The 26238-nt window shown below is 54.6% G+C and carries 18 protein-coding genes and 1 pseudogene; 14 read left to right on the top strand and 5 right to left on the bottom strand.

Annotated elements, in window-relative coordinates; all coding sequences use genetic code 11:
• Nucleotides 1–112: 112 nt before the first annotated feature.
• The 6 genes from ACQRAX_RS19120 to ACQRAX_RS19095 all read left to right on the top strand — a co-directional run bounded on the left by ACQRAX_RS19120 (nucleotide 113) and on the right by ACQRAX_RS19095 (nucleotide 8490).
• On the top strand, nucleotides 113–655 hold the full coding sequence (locus tag ACQRAX_RS19120; protein ID WP_412041150.1) for an SLATT domain-containing protein: 543 nt from the start codon (nucleotides 113–115) through the stop codon (nucleotides 653–655).
• Nucleotides 652–2016: a reverse transcriptase domain-containing protein gene (locus ACQRAX_RS19115; RefSeq protein ID WP_412041151.1), complete on the top strand. Its 1365-nt coding sequence runs from the start codon at nucleotides 652–654 to the stop codon at nucleotides 2014–2016. Before ACQRAX_RS19120 ends, ACQRAX_RS19115 begins: the two co-directional genes overlap by 4 nt.
• A 154-nt stretch (nucleotides 2017–2170) precedes the next feature.
• A complete protein-coding gene (locus tag ACQRAX_RS19110) occupies nucleotides 2171–4342 on the top strand; it encodes an ATP-dependent nuclease (RefSeq protein WP_250947571.1) in 2172 nt (723 codons plus the stop codon).
• A complete protein-coding gene (locus ACQRAX_RS19105; protein ID WP_250947572.1) occupies nucleotides 4339–6339 on the top strand; it encodes a UvrD-helicase domain-containing protein in 2001 nt (666 codons plus the stop codon). Before ACQRAX_RS19110 ends, ACQRAX_RS19105 begins: the two co-directional genes overlap by 4 nt.
• Nucleotides 6340–6401: 62 nt before the next feature.
• Nucleotides 6402–7118, top strand: coding sequence for a hypothetical protein (locus ACQRAX_RS19100; protein WP_250947573.1), 717 nt, complete (start codon nucleotides 6402–6404; stop codon nucleotides 7116–7118).
• Between the two features lie 271 nt (nucleotides 7119–7389).
• Nucleotides 7390–8490, top strand: a complete 1101-nt coding sequence (locus tag ACQRAX_RS19095; protein WP_412041152.1) for a hypothetical protein — start codon at nucleotides 7390–7392, stop codon at nucleotides 8488–8490.
• Nucleotides 8491–8791: 301 nt separating this feature from the next.
• Here the strand turns inward: ACQRAX_RS19095 and ACQRAX_RS19090 are convergent, their stop codons facing one another.
• Both ACQRAX_RS19090 and ACQRAX_RS19085 read right to left on the bottom strand, forming a co-directional pair.
• A complete protein-coding gene (locus ACQRAX_RS19090) occupies nucleotides 8792–9610 on the bottom strand; it encodes a hypothetical protein (protein WP_412041153.1) in 819 nt (272 codons plus the stop codon).
• 954 nt (nucleotides 9611–10564) lie between these two features.
• Nucleotides 10565–12223 carry an FMN-binding glutamate synthase family protein gene (locus ACQRAX_RS19085; RefSeq protein ID WP_412041154.1) on the bottom strand — a complete coding sequence of 553 codons (1659 nt, stop codon included), beginning with the start codon at nucleotides 12221–12223 and terminating at the stop codon, nucleotides 10565–10567.
• Nucleotides 12224–12518: 295 nt separating this feature from the next.
• Between ACQRAX_RS19085 and ACQRAX_RS19080 the strand changes: the two genes are divergently transcribed.
• The 4 genes and pseudogenes from ACQRAX_RS19080 to ACQRAX_RS19065 all read left to right on the top strand — a co-directional run.
• Nucleotides 12519–13433, top strand: coding sequence for a hypothetical protein (locus ACQRAX_RS19080; protein ID WP_133338483.1), 915 nt, complete (start codon nucleotides 12519–12521; stop codon nucleotides 13431–13433).
• A 29-nt stretch (nucleotides 13434–13462) separates the two neighbouring features.
• Complete coding sequence (locus tag ACQRAX_RS19075; protein WP_250947748.1) at nucleotides 13463–13876, top strand: hypothetical protein; 414 nt, start codon at nucleotides 13463–13465, stop codon at nucleotides 13874–13876.
• 2 nt (nucleotides 13877–13878) lie between these two features.
• Nucleotides 13879–16008: an AAA family ATPase gene (locus tag ACQRAX_RS19070; RefSeq protein ID WP_412041155.1), complete on the top strand. Its 2130-nt coding sequence runs from the start codon at nucleotides 13879–13881 to the stop codon at nucleotides 16006–16008.
• A 95-nt stretch (nucleotides 16009–16103) separates the two neighbouring features.
• Nucleotides 16104–16469 (top strand): annotated as a pseudogene (locus ACQRAX_RS19065) (glutamate synthase-related protein); the annotation flags it as partial.
• Nucleotides 16470–16541: 72 nt separating this feature from the next.
• Here the strand turns inward: ACQRAX_RS19065 and ACQRAX_RS19060 are convergent.
• Nucleotides 16542–17963: an amino acid permease gene (locus ACQRAX_RS19060; RefSeq protein WP_412041156.1), complete on the bottom strand. Its 1422-nt coding sequence runs from the start codon at nucleotides 17961–17963 to the stop codon at nucleotides 16542–16544.
• A gap of 436 nt (nucleotides 17964–18399) precedes the next feature.
• Between ACQRAX_RS19060 and ACQRAX_RS19055 the strand changes: the two genes are divergently transcribed.
• The 3 genes from ACQRAX_RS19055 to ACQRAX_RS19045 all read left to right on the top strand — a co-directional run bounded on the left by ACQRAX_RS19055 (nucleotide 18400) and on the right by ACQRAX_RS19045 (nucleotide 23010).
• Nucleotides 18400–21537, top strand: coding sequence for a biosynthetic peptidoglycan transglycosylase (locus ACQRAX_RS19055; RefSeq protein WP_412041157.1), 3138 nt, complete (start codon nucleotides 18400–18402; stop codon nucleotides 21535–21537).
• A gap of 136 nt (nucleotides 21538–21673) precedes the next feature.
• Entirely contained in the window at nucleotides 21674–22243 is a 570-nt protein-coding gene (locus tag ACQRAX_RS19050; RefSeq protein WP_412041158.1) for a PadR family transcriptional regulator, read from the top strand.
• Nucleotides 22240–23010 carry a siderophore-interacting protein gene (locus ACQRAX_RS19045; protein ID WP_412041159.1) on the top strand — a complete coding sequence of 257 codons (771 nt, stop codon included), beginning with the start codon at nucleotides 22240–22242 and terminating at the stop codon, nucleotides 23008–23010. The genes ACQRAX_RS19050 and ACQRAX_RS19045 overlap by 4 nt, the downstream gene beginning before the upstream one ends.
• 10 nt (nucleotides 23011–23020) lie before the next feature.
• Here ACQRAX_RS19045 and ACQRAX_RS19040 read toward each other — a convergent pair whose 3' ends face one another.
• Entirely contained in the window at nucleotides 23021–23674 is a 654-nt protein-coding gene (locus tag ACQRAX_RS19040) for a Pr6Pr family membrane protein (RefSeq protein WP_412041160.1), read from the bottom strand.
• Nucleotides 23675–23678: 4 nt separating this feature from the next.
• Nucleotides 23679–23903 (bottom strand): VF530 family DNA-binding protein, encoded by a 225-nt coding sequence (locus ACQRAX_RS19035; protein ID WP_412041161.1) that lies wholly within the window; start codon nucleotides 23901–23903, stop codon nucleotides 23679–23681.
• Nucleotides 23904–24085: 182 nt separating this feature from the next.
• Between ACQRAX_RS19035 and ACQRAX_RS19030 the strand changes: the two genes are divergently transcribed.
• Complete coding sequence (locus ACQRAX_RS19030) at nucleotides 24086–26128, top strand: TonB-dependent receptor (RefSeq protein ID WP_412041162.1); 2043 nt, start codon at nucleotides 24086–24088, stop codon at nucleotides 26126–26128.
• Nucleotides 26129–26238 lie beyond the last annotated feature (110 nt).

The following is a 26238-nucleotide window of genomic DNA, read 5'->3' as shown; positions in this document are numbered from 1 at the left end:
TGATAATTAACAGCTCTGGCTGTTGGGCTCACGCCCACTGATCCCTCTGGGGATGTTCTAAGATGACTCAAACCCGCTTGCCTCTTCTCCAAATTCCCATGGAGTGTTGCGTGTGAAGGATGCTATCTGGTTCACCTACAAGGCCCGAATTCAAGCCCATAACCGCTTGGAATGGCTGGACTTTCACTCCCAGATGCTCCTGGTGTGGTACGCAATCCTCGGCGCTGTTCTAGGCGTCCTAACCATTCGCTACGAACATGTACTTGGCCCAGATACTGACGTAATGGCCACCGTCCTTTCCGTTGCGTTACTAGGCGTCTCGCTCGCAGTGACAAACCGGGATTTTAGGGTGCGCGCCATGGCAATACGCAAAAACTACCTGCAGTTGCACGCCCTTTATCGTGAACTTTCATCGGGTGCTGCACCCACCCCTGAACAGACGAAGCAGTATGATGATCTGCTCGCCGACGCAGAGAATCACAGAGAGATCGATGACCGCGTCGCACGTGTTTTTTCCACCGGGCTGACCAGCCGAACACCTACTGCGTTTGAGAGTTGCTATGCCATCACCTGGATAGGTGCTCGCCTGATTGTTACCGTAGCCCTGTACGCCCTCCCCCTCGCGGCAGGCATGTACGCTTGGGCGGTAAGATGAGCGCTGCACGGAGTTTCAAGAGGCATTTCGCGCGCAAACCATTGCTTCGCATTTACACTGAAAAGATCAAGAACTCTGGCGCTATCGGGCTTGACCGCACCCGTCCGGCAAAGCTGGATGCCAGACTGAATGATGAGCTCGAACTCATTATCCAAAAGGTTCAGCAGGGTAAATATCGCTTCACCGCATTCAAGGAAAAGTTGATTCTGAAGGGCGCAGCCTCCCCGCCCAGGCAGATCTCAATTCCGACCGCGCGTGATCGGATTGTGTTGCGCGCCTTATGTGAATGCCTTGCAGAGGTTTATCCAACAGCGAGGCTATCACTGCCACAGGTTGTCATCGAAGACCTCAAGGTGGCACTGGCGTCTGGAATCTATGCCGATTACGCCAAGATTGACCTGAAAAACTTCTATCCATCAATTCCTCATACGTTGATTGATGCAGCTATCCGGAAAAAGATTCGCAAGCCTGAGTTCAAGCATCTCATTACCACGGCGATTACTACGCCAACTGTCTCTGAGTCGAGAGGCAGGAAGGACACGCCCAACTCAACCATTGGAGTGCCCCAGGGCTTAGCTATCTCCAATATGCTGGCGGAGATCGCACTGCAAGATATCGATCTTATGGTTAATGGTCGGCCCGGGATCTGGTACAAGCGCTATGTCGATGACATCTTGATCCTAACGCCTGCCGGCCAGGCTGAGGCGGTAGCCAAGGAGCTGATGGCGGGGCTGCAGAGCCTGGGGTTACACCCACATCCGTTTGGCCCAGACTCAAAATCCAAGTTCGCCCCGCTGACCGATCCCTTTAGTTTCCTGGGGTATCAGGTGGAAGGTGGGCACGTGATCATTCGACGCGATAGCATCCTCCGATTTGAATCATCCATTGCGAACATCTTCACGGCCTATCGGCACAAGGTAGCGACGGCTCGCTCTCCTAAAGACATGGAGCGGGCCAGAGCATACTGCGAATGGAAAGTTAACCTACGGATCACGGGCTGTTTCTTCGAAGGAAAACGGCGAGGCTGGGCATCGTACTTTTCCCAGATCACCTCTACCGCCCAGCTTCGAGCGGTCAATCACACGATACGTAACCTGACCAAACGCTCCTCACTGGAAGGGAAGATCAAACTCAAGTCGTTGATCAAAACCTTTTACGAGCTCAAGCGCGGAAGAGCCTCTAATCACGCCTACATTCCGAACTTGGATGATCACAGCATCGCTGATAAGCGAAAAGTACTGGCGCTATGGATTGGCGATGATGTGATAAAGCTTCGTGATGACCAGATAGAACGGCTTTTTGCGATCAAAGTAAGTAAAGCTGTGCGGGAACTCGAACAAGATATAGCCCAGACATCATGATTGGGATGTGAGTACCATGGCCTACTCCGTCGCACCAACTCAGCGGAGAAATGCCCAGCGAAATTTCAGCGACAGGCAAATAGCCAGCACGATCTCCAGTAGTATTCGTTGACCGGCTTACTGCTCCGCAAGCCTCTATGACAGGAACACATGGATGTATTTGTCAGCACTGAAGGTTCAGAATTTTCGTCAATTTAGCGCCGAATCAAACGGTCTGGTCATCGAATTCAACAAAGGCATTACTGCGCTGGTCGGAGAGAACGACGCGGGTAAGTCATCGGTCATCGACGCCCTGCGATTCGTCCTTCAGACGCGAGACGGAGAATACGTACGCCTGCAGCCGGAGGACTTCCACATTCCTGATGAAGGGCCTCAGGCGAGTCAGATCACGATCGTGGCCAAGTTTGCAGATTTGTCTGTCGCGGATCAGGGGGCACTGTCCGAGTACGTGACATTCAAGGGTGGTGATGCGGTCGTTTACGTTCACTGGACAGCACGAAGACTCTCGGACGACGTCCTCGCACGTCGTTGGGTTGATATTGTTGTACGCAGTGGCCATAGCGGCGGTGGCCCAAGCATTGACACCAATGTCCGCCAACTGCTGGCTGCTGCATACTTGCGCCCCCTTCGAGATGCCACACGGGAAATGTCCCCTGGGCGTGGATCACGCCTCTCACAAGTGCTCAAGCATTTCCCCAGCATCAAGGATGGGAGTGGTTTTGATGTTGACCAGCCGCTTGCAAACCCTGAGTCGCTGAGCCTCGCTGGGTTGGCTGGGTATCTACGGCATTTGGTGAACATGCATCCAGGTGTCACCTCTGCCCAAGACTCGGTCAACGAAAACTACCTGTCCCATCTTTCACTGGAAGGTGATGAGCTACATGGGCGTATCAATTTCGTTGAAGGGAGCTCGGAGCCAGCTCGCCTTAGACAGATCCTAGAGCGCATGGAACTGAGTCTGCTCGACCAGGGTTCACGTGAAGCTCGTGGGGAATACGGCCTGGGCTCTAACAATCTGTTGTTCATGGCCTGTGAGTTACTACTGCTTGGCAAGGAACCCGACGGACTACCGTTACTGCTTATAGAAGAGCCAGAGGCCCACCTTCATCCACAGCGACAACTGCGCCTGATGGATTTTCTGACTGTTGCAGCTACGCCCAGACCAAGCTCCTCCACAGTCACTCGCCCTATGGAGATCGATCAGCGAGAGGAAATCTCGCTGCCATGGAACGAAGGCCCCACAGCTCCTTCAGCGCTTTCATCTGACGATGGTGGATCGACTGCAGATGAGGTCGACCAGGAAGACCAAACGCGGCCCGTTCAGGTGATCCTTACCACCCACAGTCCCAACCTCAGTTCCAAAATAGCTCTAGAGAATTTAGTACTGATGCACGGTCGCAAGGCTTATTCTCTCGGCAGGCAACACACAAAACTGGATGAGGGGGACTACCGATTCCTCGCGCGTTTCCTGGACGTGACCAAAGCAAATCTGTTTTTCGCACGGGGTCTCCTCGTCGTCGAGGGAGATGCTGAAACTATCCTATTACCAGCACTAGCAAAGCTGCTCGGACGAGATCTGACCCGCCATGGCGTCTCGCTGGTGAACGTCGGGGGCGTTGGCCTGAGGCGATATGCTCGGATCCTTCAACGTGCTCATCCCTCAAAAGGCGTTCTGAACATCCCTGTCGCCTGTATCTCGGACATGGACGTCATGCCAGACTGCGCACCACAGATTCTGGGATTGGTAGAGAATGATGACGACCCCAAGTGGGTGGATGGCCGCCGGAGGTGGCGAGCGAACCGCGACTTCGGCTCTGATGATGAAACACGGCGTCAACGTTTGTCTGAACGGAGAAACTCGCGCGAAGCTAACGACGAGCAAAATGTAAAAACGTTCGTGGCGGAACGATGGACACTGGAGTACGACCTGGCCTACAGCGGCATGGCACTTGAACTTCTCGTGGCCGCACGATTAGCGGCGCACGATGATGCGATCCATGCTGCTCGGGAAACGCACGACCAAGTAATTGAACGAGCCATGACCGAATATGAGGGGCTTGTAAGCTCAGGTATCTCGGCTGAAGAAACAAGTTCGACCATCTACGCACTGTTCCACCGCAAGGTTGCCTCCAAAGCGATTACTGCGCAGTACCTCGTTGACATCTTGGAGCAGCGCTTTCAAACGCTGGGAGTGAGTCTTGAGCGATTGGAAGAACGTCTTCCCGCCTACCTCGTTGAGGCGATCTACTACGTGACTTCTCGCATAGAGATAACGCCCAATCAGCACCAACCCACAGAACAGCAAACGCAGGGACAGATGCCATGATCGCGTTCTGTGACCTGGTGCCCGAAATTACCGACGAAGACATCGAGTGGGTCTCAGAGCTCATGAAGCTGGAGGGTCTGGATGAGCAACGCCTCGCCTTCCTTCGATCGCAGGAAACGCTCGACGTATCCGCCTCGCCAGGGAGCGGTAAAACGACCCTTGTAGTCGCCAAGCTCGCAATTCTTGCCCGCAAATGGAAAAGCCGAACTCGTGGCATCTGCGTGCTGTCTCACACCAACGTCGCTCGCCATGAAATTGAGCATCGACTGGGAAACACCGAAGTTGGCCGACGGCTACTGAGTTACCCTCACTACATCGACACAATCCACGGTTTTGTCAGGCGCTTCCTTGCCACGCCTTGGCTCCTTTCCGCTCAATACCGCTTCACTGCGATCGATGATGAGCTGACCCATCGGATGCGTTTGAGGTCTTTGTCAGCCGTGGATAAACGGTTTCTGGGCAGCTTCTTGGCCCGCAGAGCGTTTGATACCAAATTGCTGCGGTTAGCCACTGCTGACTTTGACAATCCTTGCATCATGGCCGCCAAAGGCAACCTGCCTAGCGGGCCAAATACTCAAAGCTACCAAATCATGGCTAGGGCAGTCGTCGACACAGCGAAGCGCGGTTACTTTTGTTACGACGAAATCTTCGTGCTGGGCAGTGCTCAACTGGCTGCGCGACCCATGGTAGCTGAGGGGTTGAGGCACCGCTTTCCATGCGTATTCATCGACGAGATGCAGGATACCTCTGCGATGCAGGTTGAGTACCTGAACGCAATTTTCCCTCGCCACAACACCGGGATTTGCGTGACTAGGGTTGGTGATTCCAACCAGGCGATTTTTGAATCGGACGTCCACACCAATGGCAGTGACTTTCCGGATCGAAGTCGAGCAGTCGACATCTCCAGTAGCTTCCGCTTCGATGAATCGATTGCGATGTTGGCAAATCCCTTCGCACTCCAGGCCGTCGCTGGCGGGCTTTCAGGGCGGCGCAACGTAGGAGAAGCCGGAGCGCTTCGCCACACCATTTTCGTTTTTTCTGATGGCAACTGTAGCCCCGTACTGGATGCTTACGCTCGCCTGGCATTCCAGCAGCTCCCCGTGGAGCTACACGACAAGGCAACAGTCACTGCCATAGGCTTTACCCATAAAGACATCGATCCCGATGACACCGACCCGATGCATTACCCAAAAACGGTCGGGCACTATTGGGAGGGCTATGATCGCAGTGCAGGTCTAGCAGCTTACCGTCCGCCAACGTTGATCGAGCGTATTCGCCAAGCCAAACGTGATCTCGTCAAAAGCGATACTGCTCACCATAGCGTGGAAGAGATCGCGAAATGCCTTCTCCACCTGGTAAACCTCTCCAATCTCACCACCAAAATCAAAGTGGGAAGTCGACAGCACGTCCAAGTACAACAGTTACTGATCGACCTGAATGACTTGGCCGTCTACCAACAGTTGGTGGTCGATCTACTCTTCACATCAAATACCATCAGTGCCGACAGCTGGACATCTTTCGCTCAGCGCTTTTGGGCTTTGGCATCACTCCTTGCTGGAGTAGATGAGCAACCCGAAGCAGCGCAGAGCTACCTCGCTTGGGTAGCGGAAGGCTTGGATACTCTGCAGGAGGACGCTGTACATCTTGAAGTAAATACCTTCCGCAGCAATCAAGACCATGGCGTGTTGGACGTCAAGCTCGGCTCCATTCATTCAAGCAAGGGACAGAACCATACCGCGACGCTTGTGCTGGAAACCTACAGTCACGAGCACTTCATCGCTAGCCTGTTGCCTTGGCTCACTGGGCAACAAAGCCACGGTGGTATCAGGACGCGAAAACGGATCGTCCAGCGGTTACTTGCAATGTATGTGGCGATGACCCGCCCAACACACCTGCTGTGCCTGGCCATAAGCAGGAGGGCGCTTGGCGAGGGGGAGGAAATCGAGGCCAACTGCGAACAGCTCCGGCAGCAGGGTTGGGACATTCAGTATGTGTAAATGTCGCATGATCGGCATCCAAAGTATCATTAGCAATTTCACTACCATGAAGATGTGATCTGATGACAGACTCACCCCCCCTACAAGCTGCCCTGATTGCGGCCATTATCGCATTCGGCGGTATCCTTGTTCAGCTACTGATCGCCTATCTAGGTAGGCGACAGACAGCGCAGCAACTTGATCTCCAGCAACTTGTGTCGCACCGAACAACAGCAAGCTTCGTTGCTGATAAGCGTCAAAAATGGATTGATGAGCTTCGTACGGACATGGCGTTTCATCTGGCTCTGTCCCAGGAAATCGTATGGAAGTGGGATGCCATGCGTTCTCGGGCAGCGGTCAGAGCAGATCAGGAGGCTAAGGACGGCAAAGGAAATATCGATCAGCTAAAGGTCGACAAAATTCACCAAGACGCAGCAGATGCATTTGCTCCTGAGAGCGGAGCGCGAGACCGTGAACACCACGAACGGCACATTCGAATCTTGTTCCGGCTCAACCCCAAGGAAACCTCTCATATCTCGCTCCGGGAGTGCCTTGAAGAGATTCGCCGCTCGATTCATCAGACCCAGAGCGCTGGGAACCTGGGTGAAGCGATCAGACTGATGAAGCAAACCACCAACCTTGTCCTTCAAGCACAGGGGCTCACCGAGACCATCTTGAAAGCAGAATGGAAACGAGTGAAGCAGGAAGTTGCCTACCCCGAAGTCTTGATGTCGAGTATCCCTAAGCCCCAAGAGAGCTCAAGTCCTACGGAGAATGATATTGATTGGCCGAGTCGCTGAATGGGTAATTGCACTGAGTTGACCACCTGTTTGCATTCGACTTGACCAGCCATTTGCATCGGACGTGACCAGCGCACGGGTGCGTCTTGACAGGCAGGAATCGGCCAAAAGCGGCCACTCGAAGGAGTCTACGACCCTATGGTCGATTCACTAAGCACCGTCACGATCTCTAGCCACCAAGATCGCATTACGGTTACGGCTAGCTTGATGCGAACGACACGAGGGCATGGTAGATTTCGTCAAAAATCAATCTCGATTAGCAGGGAGCATTATGACCCAGCAAGACCAACGCCTAACGGATCTGTACACGCTTGTAACTAACTACACTTCCAAAGGACATGAAAAAATACTACCAGCGCCGGAAAACGAAAAGCTCCGATGGTTTGAAGATTTTAAATTTCTGAATCCGGCTTCTTGGGCTGCAAACCCAAAAAAAATCCCTTACATTGCCGCTACCGCACTTATAGACTCGTACTCATGTCTTCCTCGTCGCCCCGACATGGCATTTACATATCTTTGGACAGCCATCAATAACAGCTATAACGATTTATTTCTTATGCATAACACTATTAGTAAAAGGCTTGGCGACACCAAGGCAATTGAAAAGTCACTGGAGTTGATCTCTAATATCCTTCAATCAAATATTGAAAACAAAGCAGCCATCCCCGACGAGTATGAAAACAAGACGATAAATGAAATTGTTATTGAATTTGCAGAGCGCTTGCCGGATAAAACTCTTAACTTTTTGGCCTCATACATTTTGAAAGGCATGGCTATTACAATGCATAACGGCAACCAGAATCTAACTAAAATAAGAGAAATCCATATCTCGTCTTCGTATCAAACATTCGCAAATAGATTTAAAGTAATCCACAATCATCTATATTGGAATTACGGGCAGAACTATTCAAAAATTTGTTCCATTAAGGAAGCTACAGATAAAACTAGCGTGGATTATGGCATCAGCGAAGCAAATGCGGAAACTTCTCGAAAAATAACCCGAGCAGTGAGAAAAGAGCTTCAAAGGATTTTAGTAAACAAGCCAATGCTAGATCAATTCGATACAAATGGAAGTTCGCTACCTCAGGAGATTTCATTTGCATCTGAGATTCAGAGGGTAGAGTTTTTAGTTTTTAGCTTGCTGTATGCCTCCAGAAACAACAATATCCATGGGAACGTAGCATCCCGTGTAAACAGTATATTCGCCAATGCTGACACTATTACAGCTGCAACATGGAATTTCTTGTTCGGATATTTCTACCTTTCACTACTTCTACTCTGCTTAAAACAAATTGATCTAGACGACTTGGATATCCACCTATCTAATCTTAAGCTGCTTAAGGTAACAAGCAAAGACACCAAAAATAAATGACTGCATCTGGCTGGAAGCATCCGCTCACGGACGTCTGCTTCCGGCAAAAAGCAGTCGGTCAGTTTAAGAGCCGACGTGGGCAATAAATGGCTTTTAAACTCTACAGAATCTGATGAGTATAAAGTTTCCCTGAATGATGAAATTTAGCCGATGCTGCGACACCTCAAGCTGGAATTATCTAGAAATTAAAAAATAGACCCATATGGGGTGAGTTTTTCGGCTAGCTAACCTTACACTTCCCCCCCGAAAAATCAGGAATTGATCGCCCTATTAATAACAACGCAATCACTTAAACTAAAGTCTACTTCTGAACGCTGTTAAGTAACTTTTCCAATGATTCACGCCTCTGCTGTTTATCAAGTACTTCTAGCTTCTGGCTCAGTATGAACTCAATAGCCAGCCTCAACATCGGAAACAATTTGAGGCATTCTTCCTCAGGACGGTTGTGGAGCCCTTGAGAAAGAAATCCGTACAACTTCGGGTGCTGCACCAAATCAGATGGTAGGAAGTCTTTTAGAACCTTTACCTTATTTGCCATTTTAAGTGTCAGATAATCTTTCCCATGAGCAGACATCCAAACTCCATCTTTGCTAGCCTCCTGATGAGCTTCTTCTATCAAATGCTCGAAGATCTTACGAAGATAAACTATAGAACCAGCCCCTACACCATGAGAAAAAAGCCCTAAAGCTTTTGTGTAACCTTTCTGGTGTTCCTCATTCAAAACTCTACGATATTTCTTTAAATCCTGTTTTGCAGCGTCAGCGGCGGATGGGTACTGACCTATTTTTGTCACTCCATCCTTTTCGTGAATCCTGAATACGTAACATGCGATGTGCTGTTTCACGCGAGAGCATCTAGCTTGAACTACGTAAATGTAAGGATTTTGAAGTGTTTTGCGAAAATCTGCACGGCTAGCCGAAAAATCGGGATGTTCAACAACAAACAAGCTCCTATCCTTACACTCCACGCAATAAGTATCAATTGACCCTTGAAATCTACATAGGCTTAACACTTTAGAAAAACTATTATCGTCCCACTTGCGACTCTCATACATAGCCACAGATAAAAAAAACTCATCAGGCGTTGGAAAATCATTGTCTGACACTTGATCCTGCTCCATGTTAGGTAGTCATAAAGGCATTGTGCCATAAGATAACGATGCTTTCCCACAGGCAAAAAAATGCCTCAGTTTGTGAAGCTAGGACGTATTGTGCTGCATCAAACGGCATCGTTCTTAACGTACGTTCAAGGGCGACCATAGCTCTGAGTTAACTGCAATACCCTGGCTATCGAGAGGCAATTACACTGGAGGCCGCCAAACGGAAGCGGAGTCAAGAATCAATGGCAAATCCAACAGAATTACCTTTCCACACTGCACGCCAGTTGCTGGACTACTGGTCTCCTCTAAACCCTATTTTGGATGTTGGAAGACTCATATTTAGAGGTCAGCCAAGTGATGAATACAAGCTAACACCATCAGTGTGCAGGCGTGGAGTAGGTTCATTCGCTTATGGCTCGCCAATCCACCAGAAATGGCTGCCAGCGCAGCACTGTCTCATTTAGGCCACACACTCGCATCTCATGGCCACTGGCGACACGGTCTACTCGCAGCCCTTTTCACTATCCTTCCCGCCCGTGTACTAAATGCAGTGCAACTCAGCGGAGCGTTGGAGATGGGGAGAGTTGAAATGACCAAGGGCGAATAGGCCCTGGGCGTCGAGTGTCTCCTTTGCTTGTTTCTCGCCAATGCACCCCAGACTCCAACAGCAGCTTTAGGTCGGTAGCTGCTCTTCGCTAAGGGCATCTATGGGGCGGACGCAGACAGCTGCGACAGACCGCTTCTGGCCGATATCTGCCGGTCAAGACGTACCAGTGCGCGTGGTCACATCCGATGCAAATGGCTGGTCAAGTCGAATGCAAACAGGTGGTCAAGTGGTAGGCAAACGCGCGGTCAAGTCAGGCGCGATTTCCCAGGTGAACACCGACTCCCGGGAGCGCCTAGGGCGAAAGCTTGCCCACACTAGGCGAGCGTCCCCGTATCATCAAAAATTGTTTGGACACGTAGTGATACAACTCATGCTATAGCTTGGCCAATCACCGTGGGCTCCATAGCTGTCTCTTCTGCTGGCATTGGGTCAAAACTGTCAGCCCGAGCTGCTCGCCACATACGCTCGTAAAACTCACCGGCGACCTGACCACTGAGCAACTCCCCTGGCTTCAGAAACACGTGCATCTGGGAAAAGAGTTTAATCTCGGTAGCCGACATCCTACGCACGAGGTGGCGCGCAGTCAGCTGCGAAGGATTCGTCAAACCAGCAGCAGCCAGCATCTCTGCCAGCGCCTTCAGCGTGCTTCGGTGGAAGTTATAAACTCGCGCACCTTTGTCTTCGACAACCAGCGCTCGCTGACGCAGAGGATCCTGCGTAGCCACACCGGTAGGGCATTTGTTTGTATGGCATGACTGAGATTGGATACACCCTATCGCGAACATAAAACCGCGCGCCGCATTCCCCCAATCCGCACCGATCGCCAGGACGCTTGCAATGTCGAACGCACTGATGATCTTGCCGCTCGCACCCAGCTTGATCTTATCCCGAAGATTGATACCTACCAACGTGTTATGGACGAACAAAAGGCCCTCACGCATAGGCACGCCAAGGTGATCCGTGAACTCTACCGGCGCTGCACCGGTACCACCCTCAGCGCCATCAATAACGATGAAGTCAGGCAGAATTCCAGTTTCAAGCATGGCCTTGGCGATACCCATGAACTCCCACGGATGCCCCAGGCACAGCTTGAACCCCACAGGCTTCCCTCCAGATAGCTCACGCAGGTGGGCAATGAACTGCATTAGCTCCAATGGGGTAGAGAAAGCGCTGTGGCTCGATGGTGAGATGCAGTCCTGCCCCATCGGCACACCACGAGTACTCGCGATCTCCTGAGTAATCTTGTGCTTCGGGAGAATGCCCCCGTGGCCAGGCTTGGCACCCTGACTCAGCTTGATCTCAATCATCTTCACCTGTGGGTCATTCGCTTGTTTGGCAAACTTCTGTGCGTCGAACTTGCCATCATCCGTCCGGCATCCGAAATACCCACTGCCAAGCTCCCAGACCAAGTCACCGCCATGTTCACGGTGATAAGAGCTGATGCTGCCCTCCCCCGTGTCATGGGAAAAATTTCCCAGTTTCGCACCCTTGTTAAGCGCTCGAATTGCATTGGCGCTGAGCGAGCCGAAGCTCATAGCCGAGATGTTGAAAACCGATGCGGAATATGGCTGTTTGCACTGCGGGCCACCGATCTCCACCCGGAAGCTTTCAGGGTCTGAGAGGGGAGCTGGCCGCATCGAATGGCTAATGAATTCGTATCCAGTCTGGTAGACGTTCATCAACGTGCCAAATGGCTTATCTGAGGCTTCACTCTTAGCGCGCGAATACACGAGTGCACGCTGAGCACGTGAAAAGGGCGTGGCCTCATCGTCAGCTTCGAGCAGGTACTGACGGATCTCTGGACGGATCCCTTCAATCAGGTAGCGGATGTTGCCGAGAATGGGGTAATTGCGTCGAACGGCATGGCGCGATTGCAGGAGGTCGAACACCCCCAAGAGGCTCAGGGCCCCGGTAATACACGTCATAGGCCAAAGCCACTCATGCTGGTGTGCAAAAGGCAGAGTCAGCAACGTGAAGAACACACAACAGACGAAGAACGCATAACGACTCAGCAGAGATAAACTCATGGGATTTCCTTCTGGCATAGCTTGGTAGACCCAACATACCAACAATTCGCTATGTGTTGATGAACCTTAGGGACAGGATGCCGCCTCCGAATACCGCTGATAAGGAACCTGCTCTACTTAGCTGTATGTATAACCAGTTAAATATTGTGGTCAATTTATGTTCAAATCGTAGACCCGTGAGTGGCCATTTGATAGCGTCACGTTATGTAATGCGAAGCACCTTTCCCGGTATCTGAGGCCGAACGTGGCGCCTCAGTAATGGACTAATCGATACGCGTGGCAAGGCAGGCGAGCTTTGATCATCACACCAGCAGGCCCCTTCAACGGAACGACGTGGGAGGCGACACTCCAGCTCGTCTTCAAGACGAAATTTGGCGCAGACGGATACCAGCACGTACCAGCCACGCCAGGTGATTTCGGGATTGAAGGATTCACGAAACACACTGGGCTTGCCTTCCAGTGCTATTGCCCTGATTCGATCTACGAGCGCACTGTGCTCAACAAAAAGCAGCAGGACAAAATCACCAAGGATCTGAACAAGCTCAAAAAAAATCAAACTAGCCTTCAGGGCATCCTCGGTGGTACCAAAATCAAAGACTGGTGCTTCGTCACACCTGAGATCGCTCATAACGCGCTGCTCACCCACGCTCAAAAAAAACAGGATGAAGTCAGGGCGTGGGATCTTCCACACCTGGATGAAAACTTCACGATACTCGTACACGACATTGATTTTTATATCCAAGAGATCAACCAGCACCGTATTTCAGCTGGAGTACCGATCTCCATGGGGCAAGGTGAGCAACACGTTCCAAAAGTTAATGAGAGCCCAACGGCTTATGACGAAAATCTTGAACGTAAAACGCAACTGCGGATGTCCCACAAAGGGGAGCGTGCAGTAGCAAGTCTTCTTAGTAAAACCAAAAATTCTTTCTTGGATCACGACAGCTTTTTCCAGACACTCTATAAAACATCCCCCCAAACATATTTTCATGTTGCGAAAACACTGAACGGTTTTGAGGAAAATGTTGAGGAATGGAGTCTTACCACCTCCGATCACCCGGACAAACTGGTAGAGATGATCAAGGATCGTTTATCTGATCGATTGCTCGCCGATGAGCGCCTCAAGATTGATGGAACACTCACGGACGACATAGTGCGCAGAACTGTCGCCCGTTGGCTTGCCGTGTGCCAATTGGACTTCTACAGCTGATGGCAACCATAAAATTCACTCCTAGACCCATGCCCGTGCTGACCGAACTCCGGCCCATGTACAAGATTTGTCAGGCGCTGTTGATCCTCGACATCTGCGGACATGGTGGTAAGTGCAGCCTGATAAAACTCCACTTGATGCATTGGGCGATGAAAACCCCTGCGCGTATGGAAACGATGACGCTCGCCGCACAGCTAGGTCAGATAACCCTTCCCGTTTGGGGCTTTGATCCGGCGCTCTCCATTGCGCTCCAACTTGCATTTCGAGATGGGCTCATCGAGCCGACCACCAGCGGGTTCAAATTATTACCCAAAGGACGGCAGTTGGTAGCAGACATCAAGGCCGACGGCACCGTCATGGTCGAAGAAAAGACCACGCTTTCGAAGATTGGCAAGAAGATCTCAGAAGGTATGGTCAAAACCATCTCCAAGGAATGGGAATAATCTTGTTTATTAAACGTATCAAGATCGCAATCGAAACCACTGACGGCCCATTCGGCTTCATGGCCGAATTTTCGCGCAATCTCAATATCATCCGTGGACGTAACTCTTCAGGAAAAAGCACCATCGTCCACAGCATTCTCTACGCCTTGGGAATGGAAGAGTTGCTGGGTGCGCAAAACTCCGATGCGCTGACATACGTGCTCAAAGACCACGTCGAATTTGACCAAGATAAACATTTTATATTGCGATCTATGGTCATCATGGAGCTGGAGTCGAATGGCAAGACGATCACCATTACTCGAAAGATCAAAGAGGATGGTATAAATCCAAAACTGGTCGAGATTCAGGAGTGTGCGGCCCTCACCAAAGGGGAGACCGCGCCAATTCTTTATCGATTCCTCCATGATGGTGGGAGCGCGCAAATTCGAGAAGGCTTCTACACCTATCTCGAAAACTTTCTCGGGCTCAAATTGCCCATGGTGCCTCACACCAATGGCAAGCAGGTAAAACTCTACCTGCAGTACATCTTTGCCGCGATGGCCATTGAACAAAAGCGCGGATGGACGGATTACATTGCCAATCTGCCTTACTTCGGCGTCAAGGAAGCGCGAATCAAGATCGTGGACTTCTTGGTAGGCACCAACGTATTTGAGATGGATGCCAATCGTGCGCGACTAGACCACGAGTCGGTGGAGCTCAATACGGCATGGCAAGATATCTACCGGGCAATTAACTCCGATGCACTAAAGAACTCGATGAAGGTGCTGCACCTGCCGAAAGCTCCGGTAGTGGAGTTTGTCCCCGCAAACGTGCTTTACCACAAGTCCACGCTGCAGGGCCCGGTGGATCTAGATCAGTTCAAGAATAATCAGCTCCAAGCGCTCAAGAGGCTGACTGAGGAAGAGCTCAAGTGGAAGGACACGACTTCTGATGAGACGCTCAAGCTTATTGAACAAGAGACTTCCAGGCTTCAGGAACTGACAGTCGCATATGAGACATGCATTGGCGACTTGACACTTCATCGAGCAGCCCGTAACGCGAACGCTATTCATCAGAGGCAAGCAAGTGAAGAACTTTCAAAGAACCAGGCTGCCCAAAAGCTCATTCGATACGGCGCCTCACTCAAACTTGATGTCGCCAGTGACGTCTGCCCAGCATGCATGCAGAATATTGGCCACTCCCTGACTGACCTCCATGAAAGCACTCCCCACATGGACATCGAGACCAACATCGATTATCTGAAATCTCAGATCAAGATGCTTGAGAGGGACACAGCGGCGATTGAGCAATCGGTCAAAGAGACCACGGTAGTGAGTGAGGAACTGGCCAAGAGCATTGCCTCCTCCAAGTCAAAATTGCGCGCTTTAAAATCTGACATAACAACAAACACAGCGGTATCCAAGTCCAATCTGCGGCAGCAGCTTCAAGTAGAAATGAGTATCGAGGAGGTCTCTCAATTCCTACAGCGCAACGAGGAGCAATTGGAAGTTCTGGTGGAGCTTTCCGCTAAATTCAAGCGAAACCAACAGAGTCGCGAAAAGTTACCGGAAGACCATTACTCAGATGTGGATCTTGCAAAGTACGATTTGTTTTCAAAGATATTCAGAGCGAACATTAGCTCTTTCGACTATCACAGCGCTCCCGTTAAGGACATCAAATTCAACGTAGAGAACCTTCTGCCAGAGCTCGACAAGATTGAGCTCCGTGAGGTCTACAGGAAGGATTTTAACGAGAGGAAAGCTGCTTCTCCCACCAGTACCTCCAAGAACAGCTCGAACATCGCGCGGGAGTCGAGCGCCAGTGACTTTGTGCGGTTGATCTGGAGTTACATTTTGACGCTGTATGAAACATCAGCGCACGTCACGGTGAAGGGGAATCACCCTGGTTTTATCCTGATGGACGAGCCTGGGCAGCACTCCATGGCAACAAAAAGCCAACTCGCCCTGCTCCAAAAGCTATCCGGCGAGAAAAACCTGCAGAGCATCGTTGCAGCGTCATTTGACGACAGCGATGCGGCCTACAGGGAGGCTACCCACAACGTTCAGTTCAAGCTGATCTTGCTGGGTAGTAAGGCAATCGTGCCTGGCGGGGATTCAGTTCTTGTGGGGGCTGAGGGGCAGCAAGCGCAATGATCGTAGGGCGTGATTAGTATGAGCAACTACTCACGCGCCGCGTACTCACTCACTCACCGGGCAATAGTTGAGTTTTGGGGGGCATAACGTCAAGCTGCATCCAGTCGCAGAGCTGCCATACCAACAAATGCCCGACCGGCGTCGCCACTCAGGATGCCCTGCGCCAGCGCGCCCTGGTGGTACCAGACAAGGCCCAGCGGGTCTTCAACTTTCACCACAGCACCCTCAAGGCGCTGGCCGAAATGCTCGCTGCTGCCGGGCTCGATCATCCCACGCAACTGGAGGCCAAGCATCTGGTGCGCCGCGTCTCGGCCACCGAGATCAAGCTGTTTTCACAGATGCACGTGTTCCTCAAGCCGGGTGAGCTGCTTGGCGGTGAGATCAATGGAGAGTTCTATTCGCGGATGTGGCAGATGGCCCGAGCGGACAGCTTTGAGCCGAACAGCGAAGTGGCGGCCTGAGTAGCACAGGTGCCGGCAGCTTAATGCTGCAGGTGGGACCCCATCGCGGGCAATGCCCGCGATGGGATTACATCACGACGCGGAGCGCGCCAGCTGTACGTTGTCAGCCTTAGGCGACAGTTTGAACACGTAGTACAACACCGTCAGCAGCACCAGGAACGCTGGGCCAATGTACAGCGCCACGCGGGTTTCCTCGAAGTAGGCCATCAGACCGACCACCAGGATCAGGAACGCCAGCGCCAGGTAGGAGCTCAGCGGCCACAGCCACATGCGGTATTTCAGTGCAGCGCGTTCGCTCTCGCTCAGTCCAGCGCGGAACTTCAATTGCGCCAGCAGGATCATCACCCAGGTCCAGATCGCCCCGAAGGTAGCGATGGCGGTTACCCAGACGAAGACTTTCTCCGGAACCAGGTAGTTGGCCAGCACGCCCAGCAGCAAGGCGGCGATGGACAGCAGCAAGGCATTACGCGGCACGCCGTTGCTCGACGTGCGGGCGAAAGTCGCCGGGGCCTGGCCGTTCTGCGCCAGGCTGTAGAGCATGCGCCCGGTACTGAAGATGCCACCGTTGCAGGACGACAGCGCCGCGGTGATCACCACGAAGTTGATGATACCGGCAGCCGTCTTGATGCCCAGACGCTCGAAGGTCATCACAAACGGGCTGCCTTGACTGCCGATCTCGTTCCACGGGTAGATCGAGAGGATCACGAACAGTGCGCCAACATAGAACAGCAGAATGCGCCAGAACACCGAGCCAATGGCTTGGGGAATGGTCTTTTGCGGGTTGCGTGCTTCACCGGCGGTCAGGCCGATCATTTCTACACCCAGGTAGGCAAACATCACCATCTGCAGCGACATCAGCACGCCGGTCATGCCGTTGGGCATGAAGCCGCCATTGCTCCAGAGGTTGGAAATACCCATCGCCACGCCGTCGTTGCCGAAGCCAAAGGCGATGATGCCGATGCCTCCCAGCACCATGGCAATAATGGTGACGATCTTGATCAGGGCAAACCAGAACTCGAATTCACCGAAGGCCTTGACCGCGATCAAGTTGATCGCGCCCATGCTGCCCAAGGCCGCCAAGGCCCAGATCCAGCGCGGTACTTCGGGGAACCAGATGCCCATGTAGATGGCCACTGCTGTGATTTCCGCCACACAGGTCACCAACCACAGGAACCAATAGTTCCAACCGGTCAAAAAGCCCGCCAGCGGGCCGAGGTAGTCTTGAGCGTAACGGCTGAAGGAGCCTGCGACCGGATTGTGCACGGCCATTTCACCGAGGGCGCGCATGATCACCAGGATCGCCAGGCCGCCGATGATGTAGGACAGCATGATTGCCGGTCCGGCCATTTCAATGGCCTTGGCCGACCCCAGGAACAGGCCGACACCGATACAGGCGCCCAGCGCCATCAGGCGAATATGTCGCTCGCCGAGTTCTCGCTTGAGTGGGCCGCCCTGAGCGGTCTCACCGTGAGAAGGATGGTTGCCGACTGGCATAGAAATACAACCTCATTTTGTTATTGGATATGACCATTCGTGCAGGCCTGGTACCGCCGATAGGCTGGATACGCTGCCTTGCCGGGCACCACCTTGTGAGCGGTCCCGTCTGCCGACACGCAATTTGCCGGCAAAGCGAAAGGGGCGAGCAGTATAGAAAGGCCTATGTAGGGCTTTTCACTATAAAGAGCAGGATATTTGGCGAGAACTCTCGGCAAAAACCCCATTCACGGAGGGGCATTCCCCGTGTTTTCTCGAGTACAACCAACAGGGCGGCTAACATAGCACCAAAACGGGGCATTACAACCTCAACCAAAGACGCACGCCCTACGCTTTTTTCGGATACGTCTCACAGCCTTACAAATTTTTCACCACATCCGCTCACCGTCTAAGCTTCAGGCAAGCAAGACGAAAATACGCAGCCGGGCTGAACACTATGGGCGCACTGTGGCAATCGGAACCAACGAGTAAGGAAACTCCCACTGACCCCCTTGAAGAATCGCCATTGCCGAAAAGCCCTCGCCAGCGTCATCTGTGGTGGCGGCTGATCTGGCTGGTGCTGTTGCTCGCCCTGATCGCGCTGGGCGTTGCCATCGCCAATGAAATGCACACTTCGCGCATGCAATCACGCGAGCTCAGCCAACTCGCCTCGACCTTGACCTACTCGCTGCAGCCAGGCCCCAGCGACGCCATCCTCTATCCCGGCGACGGCCCTTTCGATAAACGTCTGGGCTACAGTGCTCTGGGCGAATTCCTGCCACGCCTGCTGAAACGCGATTACGTGATCAGCGAACAGGTGCATTTCTCACCCGCGTTGATGGACTACACCGAGCACGGGTTCTTCGTGCCCTATAAAGAAAAGATCCAGACCGGCCTGTCGATTACCGACTGCAAAGGTGATGTGCTGTACCAGTACCATTACCCGAAGTACCTGTACCCGGACTTCGACTCCATCCCAGCGGTCATCGTCAACAGCCTGCTGTTTATCGAGAACCGCGACCTGCTCGACCCTAACGACCCCTACGCCAACCCGGCAGTGGACTGGCCGCGTTTTGCCAAGGCGGCTTACAGCCAGGTCGCCAAGTACCTGGCCCTGCCCGGGCAGTCCGCCGGCGGCAGTACCTTGGCTACCCAACTGGAGAAATACCGACACTCGCCCGACGGCCTGACCGTTTCCGGTGGTGAGAAAATCCGCCAGATGATTTCCGCCAGTGTCCGCGCCTATCAAGGTGGACCTCAGACGCTTGAAGCACGCCAACGCATCGTTCGCGACTACCTCAACAGCGTGCCACTTTCGGCAGTGCCTGGGCATGGTGAGGTTCATGGTATGGCGGAGGGGCTGCGGGTCTGGTATGGCGCCGACTTTGCCCAGGTCAACCAGGCGCTGGCCTCCACTGAGCGCGATCCGGCAAGCCTGGCGGCGCGCGGCCTGGCCTTGCGTCAGGTGCTGTCACTGATGATTGCCCAGCGCCGTCCGTCGCACTTTCTGTCCAAAGGCCGCAACGAACTGGCGGAGCTAACCGATAGCCACATCCGTATTCTGGCTGCCAGCAATATCGTTGACCGTCCGCTTGCCGAGGCGGCACTGGCCAGCAAAGCGGTGTACCGCGACTGGGTCGCTCAACCCACCATGCAGCCGATTGTCACCAACAAGGGCATCAGTGTTGCCCGCAGTCGCCTGTCTTTGGCCCTGGCCCGGCCACTGTACGACCTTGACCGTCTCGACCTGTCGGCTACCAGTACCTTGCAATCAGACTTGCAGGGCCAGGTCAGCCAGTACCTCAAGGACCTCGCCGACCCGGCCATCGCCGAGAAGCTCGGCCTGTTTGGCGAGCGCTTGCTGACCCCGACCAGCACCACTCAGGTGCGCTACAGCTTCACCCTGCTCGAGCGCACCGCCAACGGCTCACGAGTGCGAGTGCAAACCGACAGCACCGATCAACCCTTCGATATCAACGAGGGCAGCAAGCTGGAACTGGGCTCCACCGCCAAACTGCGGGTACTGACCAGCTACCTGGAGATCATTGCCGAGTTGCATGACAAATACGCCAATACTCCCGCCGCCGACTTGAAGAACGTCGAGGTCGCCGAGTTGGATTTCATCACCCGCTGGGCCATCGATTACCTGATCCAGAACAAGGACCGCAATATCACCGCGATGCTCGATGCCGCGCTTAATCGCAAGTATTCGGCCAGCCCGGGTGAAGCCTTCTTCACCGGTGGCGGCATGCACGTGTTCAATAACTTTCGCAAGGAAGACAACAGCCGCATCCCCACCCTCAAGGATGCCCTACGCGAATCGATCAACCTGCCGTTCATCCGCCTGATGCGTGATCTGGTGCGCTACAGCACGTATCAGACCCCGGGCAACAGCACCAAACTGCTGCGCGACGACACTGAGCCACGGCGCCAGGAATACCTGGCACGTTTCGCCGACAAAGAAGGCACCGATTACCTGCGCCGCTTCTGGAAAAAATACCGCGGTAAAACGTCGCAACAGCGGCTCGATACCTTCCTCGATGGCTTGCGCATCACTCCGATCCGCCTGGCCGCCGTGCATCGTTACCTGTTCCCGGAAGCTGATCAGGCCACCTTCAATGCCTTCGTCCGCGCCCACCTGAAAAAAGAACTGCAGGACAAAAAGCGGGCGCCGACCAAACAGGACAGCGTGACTGACAAGCGTCTTGACGCTATGTACTACGCCTACGGTCCGGGTAAGTTCGACCTACCTGACCAAGGCTTTGTCGCTAAGGTTCACCCACTGGACCTGTGGCTGCTGGGCTACCTGCTCAACAACCCTAGCGCCAGCTTCCAGGACGCTGCGCAGGCCAGTCAATTCGAGCGCCAGGAAGTCTACAGCTGGCTGTTCAAGAGCCGCCACAAGGGGGCCCGCGACAGCCGTATCCGTACCTTGGTGGAGATAGAGGCGTTCCTCGACATTCATCGACGCTGGAAACGCGTCGGCTATCCCTTTGATCACCTAGTGCCGTCACTGGCCACCGCCATCGGCAGCTCCGGCGACCGGCCGGCGGCACTGGCCGAGCTGCTCGGTATTATTCAGAACGATGGCATTCGCCTGCCGGTGTTGCGTATCGATACCTTGCACTTTGCTGCCGATACGCCCTATGAAACCCGCCTGGCGGGTGACCCCGACCTGGGCCAGCGGGTACTGTCGGTAGAAGTCGCCAGGGCCCTGCGTGGCGCCCTATCACAGGTGGTAGATGCCGGTACTGCACGACGGGTATCGGGCAGTTTCAAACTCAACGATGGCACGCCGATGGTTATGGGTGGCAAGACCGGTACCGGCGACAACCGTCTCGAAAGCTGGGGCGCCGGTGGCCGCTTGCTTGGTTCGAAGGCAATCAACCGTACGGCGACGTTCGTGTTCTTCCTCGGTGACAACCACTTCGGCACCCTCACCGCTTTTGTCCCCGGGCGCGCCGCCGAATCCTTCAAGTTCACCTCGGCCTTGCCAGTGCAAGTGCTCAAGGGCATGGCGCCGATCCTTACGCCGTATCTGCAACCAGGCAGCCATACCCTGTGCAAGGCACCGCCGCAGGTGGCGCAAAAATAGCTCGCGCTATTCATACTCAGCCAGGCCATTCGTCCATTTCCTGCCTAACATGAGAAATATTCTCACTCTCACGCTTGCCTTAAGATATATCTTGAGTAGTATCTAAAGACATATCTAAACGCAAACGGAGCCCGCCATGCGTGAACATCATCCTCACCGCGACCATGGCGAACGCCATGACGGTTTCGAGCGCCGTCACAATCGCGAGCGTGGCGACCGCGGCCCAAGGGTCTTCGCCCCTGGTGATCTGAAATTGCTGCTGCTGTCTATGCTCGCCGAGCAGCCCTGCCACGGCTATGACCTGATCCGCCAGATCGAGAGCCTGTTTGGCGGCAACTACAGCCCAAGCCCTGGGGTGATCTATCCGACCCTGACTTTTCTGGAAGAAAGCGAACTGGTCGTCGGCCAGGTCCACGGCAGCAAGAAGCGCTACAGCGTCACTCCTGCCGGGCTTGAGTCGCTGGCCGAACAGACGATCGCCCTGGACGGTGTGCGCATGCGCATCGAAGTCAGCAAGCGCTCGCTGTGCGGGCACGACCGCCCGCAGGAAATCCATGAAGCGGTACACAACCTGCGTCATGCCCTGCAGATGCACAGTGGCCGCTGGAGCCCGGCAGAAATCGAGCGGGTTCGCACCCTGCTCAACAACACCGCCAAAGCCATCGTCGCAGGCCCTGCTGCAACGTCTACGGAGAGTCCCGAATGAGTGTCAGCGAAAACACTGCAATCCATCGCGTCAACCACGAGATCAAACGTCGCCGCCTGAACGTGCTGCGGGTCACTGAGCTGACCCCGCGCATGCGTCGCATCACCCTCGGTGGGCCAGAGCTGCAAGGCTTTACCAGTATCGGCAGCGACGACCACATCAAATTGCTGTTTGCCTGTACTCCGCAAGAACAAGCGGTGCTCAATAGCAGCGAGCTGAACCAGGATGGCGTGCGCCCGACCATGCGCGAATACACGCCACGGCGTATCGACCTGGCAGCCGGAGAGCTGGATATCGATTTCGTTCTCCATGGGGACGGCCCCGCCTCGACCTGGGCTGCCCAGGCCGAGGTCGGACAGGTGCTCAACATTGCCGGGCCACGCAGCTCGATGGTGGTGCCGGATATCTTCGACAGCTACCTGCTGATTGGCGATGAAACGGCGATTCCGGCCATTGCCCGGCGTCTAGAAGAACTGCCGGCCACACGAAAAGCACTGGCGGTTATCGAGATCGAAGATGCGCACGAGCAACAGGCCCTGGCGAGCCAGGCGCAGCTTGAAGTGATCTGGGTGCAACGGCATCAGCAGGATCTGCTGGAAGTGGTGAGAGGTCTGGCCCTGCCTGAAGGTCAGTTGTATGCCTGGGTTGCCTTGGAAAAAGCCCTGACGCGCAGCATCAAACGTCTGTTGATCGAGGAGAAGAGCATCAAGGAAGCACTGATCAAGGCCGCCGCCTACTGGCGCCTCGACCCTAACGACGACGAGTAAGCCGGCACTATCAGGGTTGCGTCCTGGCTTTGCTCAGGCGCTCGCCCTGCCAGCGATCCAGGCCGAGCAGCAGCAAGCCGATGACAATAAAGCCCAGCAGGATTGCCAGCGCGTTAACCAGCACATGGGCAAAGCCAAGCGTGGCCACATCAATGAACGGGTAGGGATACACCCCCAGCGACTGCCCGCGCAGCAGCACATAGGCAAAGTACCCCAATGGATACAGCAGCCAAAGGCCAAGGTGCTTGAGGCGCAGGCTGCCTTTGTCCACGCAGATCCACCAGTACACGACGAAAAGTACCGGCATGACATCATGCAAGAGCTCATCAGCCAGCCATTGCCAACCTTGCGGATGCCACAAGTGACGCAACAACAGGCTGTAGGCCAAGCCGACCAGAACGATACTGGCGGTCACCCCGGTGCTGACCGCAGGGGAGAGAAACCAGCGCCGCGCGCCTGACGCCCTGCCGAATGCCGCTTGGCTGAGCACCACCGCCACCAGGGTATTGCTCAATACCGTGAAGAAACTGAAAAACGCCACCAGGCCGCCGACCAGGCTGGCCTGCTCCTGCCAACGAGCGAGCAGCATCAGGTACATCTGAATTGCCAGTGCGCTCCAGCCCAGACAGGCCGCCAGGCCGATCACGACCTCGCGCCGGACCATCGGTTTAGCGACGACCGCGCTGCAACTTCAGGTACAAGCGCTCGACTTTTTCCCGTGCCCACGGCGTGCGGCGCAAGAAGGTCAGGCTCGATTTGATGCTTGGGTCGCTCTTGAAGCAACGGATATCGACGCGCTCGGCCAGCCCTTCCCATTCATAGTGCGCCACCAGCGCGGTGAGGATCTGCTCCAGGGTCACGCCATGCAGCGGATTGGGGTTGGCGGTGGTCATGCCTGTGCTCCAGTGAATCAAAGGTGCGCACCTTAGCCCAGGGGCAGGCCGCAAGTCTTCAGACTTTTAAACATTCTAGTGCACAGGTGAGCGCAAGCCCGCGGTAACTGAGTGGTTATTAAAGCAAAAGGCAATGTTATATTGTATCAATACCAAGACACTGCCAAGGAAACCCGTCGCCCATGCGTCATTTGCCCCTTCGACTTTCCCCCCTCGCCGCCGCCCTGTGGCTCGCTTCGCCATTGGGCCAGGCGGTGGAGCTCGAATCCCAGGTCATCACTGCCAACCCGCTAGGCAACAGCGAACTGGCCGCCCCCACCACCGTACTCGAAGGTGACGACCTGACCCTGCAACAACAAGGCAGTCTCGGCCAGACCCTGAACAACCAACCCGGCGTTGCTTCGACCTGGTTCGGCCCTGGGGCCAGTCGCCCGGTGATCCGTGGCCTGGATGGCGACCGCATCCGCATTCTGCGCAATGGCGTCGGCGCTCTGGATGCCTCATCGCTGTCCTACGATCACGCCGTACCGCTGGACCCGGCAACCGTCGAACGCATTGAAATCGTTCGCGGTCCAGCCGCCCTGCTCTACGGCGGCAACGCCATTGGCGGGGTGGTGAACAGCTTCGATAACCGTATTCCGACCTCGCCTATCGACGGCATTCATGGCGCAGGCGAGTTGCGCTATGGCGGCGCCGATACTACTCGCAGCAGTGCCGGCAAGCTGGAAGCCGGCGATGGCCGCTTTGCCTTGCATCTGGACGCCAACAGCCGCCAGTTCAATGACCTGCGCATTCCCGGCTACGCTCGCAGCGCCAAGGTGCGCACTAGCGACGAGCCGGGCGATCGCCACCGCCTGGAAAACAGCGACGGCCGTCAGGAGGGTGGTGCCATCGGCGGGGCTTACCATTGGGATCATGGCTATACCGGCCTGTCCTACAGCCGCTACGACTCAAACTACGGTTCAGTGGCCGAACCGGGCGTGCGCCTGGACATGCAACAGGATCACTACGGCTTGGCCTCCGAATTGCGGGACCTGGACGGCCCTTTCAATTCACTGAAAGTCGACCTCGGCTACACCGATTACCAGCACCGTGAACTTGAAGGCGGCAACGTGCATACCACCTTCAAGAACAAGGGTTATGAAGCGCGCGTTGAAGCCCGGCACCAGCCGTTGGGGCCGGTGGAAGGTATGATCGGCGCCCAAGTCAGCCGCAACGAGTTTTCCGCCCTGGGTGAAGAAGCCTTCGTGCCGCAGACCGATACCGATAGCCTGGCGCTATTCATACTTGAACAATGGCAAGCCACTGAGCGCCTGAACCTGAGCCTGGGCGGTCGCCTGGAGCACACCCGCGTCAACCCCGACAGCCAGGGTAGCGAACGTTTTGCCCATGCCGACAGCGCCAGTAGCTTCACTGCCGCCAGCCTGTCATCCGGTGCCGTCTATGAACTGACGCCAATCTGGTCACTGGCAGCAACGTTGGGCTACACCGAACGCGCACCGACCTTCTATGAGCTGTATGCCAATGGCGCCCACGTCGCCACCGGCACCTATGAAGTCGGCGACCCGGATTTGGGCAAAGAGAAAGCGATTTCCAGCGACCTGGCCCTGCGCTTTGACAACGGTACGCACAAAGGCAGTGTCGGCGTCTTCTATAGCCATTTCCGCAACTACATTGGCTTGCTGGCCAGCGGCAATCTGCGTGAAGGTCATGATCATGGCGATGAGGACCATGACCATGACCATGACCACGGCGGTGAGGTGCCAGAGTATGTGTACAAAGGCGTGCGCGCCCGCTTCTACGGCATCGAGGCCCAGGACCGCTGGCAACTGGCGCAGAACCACTTGGGCAGTTTTGCCCTGGAACTGTCTGGCGACTACACCCGGGCCAAGAACCTCGACAGTGGCGAAGACCTGCCGCGCATCGCCCCGCTGCGCCTGAACAGCGGCCTGCTGTGGGAACGGGAGCGCTGGCAGGCTCGGTTCGATGTCCAGCATGCCAGTGCCCAGCATCACAAACCGGCCAATGAAACCAGTACCGATGGCTATACCACCCTGGGCGCAAGCCTCGGCTATCGCTTCGACATCGGCCAGAGCCAATGGTTAGCCTTTGTGCGTGGCGAGAACCTCACCGACCAGACCGTGCGTTATGCCAGCTCGATCTTGCGTGACATCGCTCCGGCTCCAGGAAGGAGTGTCGAGGTGGGCCTGCGCACCCGTTTCTGATTGCTGATAAGAGCCGTTGTGGGAGCGGATTCATCCGCTTGTGTCTATGGCCGGAAGTAAACTCTAGGGTGAGAGAGATGGATGGCAAGCTGTGAGTCCGCGGTGCTTAA

The organism is Pseudomonas sp. UM16 (assembly GCF_050312595.1).
Taxonomy (GTDB): Bacteria; Pseudomonadota; Gammaproteobacteria; order Pseudomonadales; family Pseudomonadaceae; genus Aquipseudomonas.
Note: the sequence above shows the minus strand (reverse complement) of the source record. Positions and strands in the feature narration are given on the sequence as shown.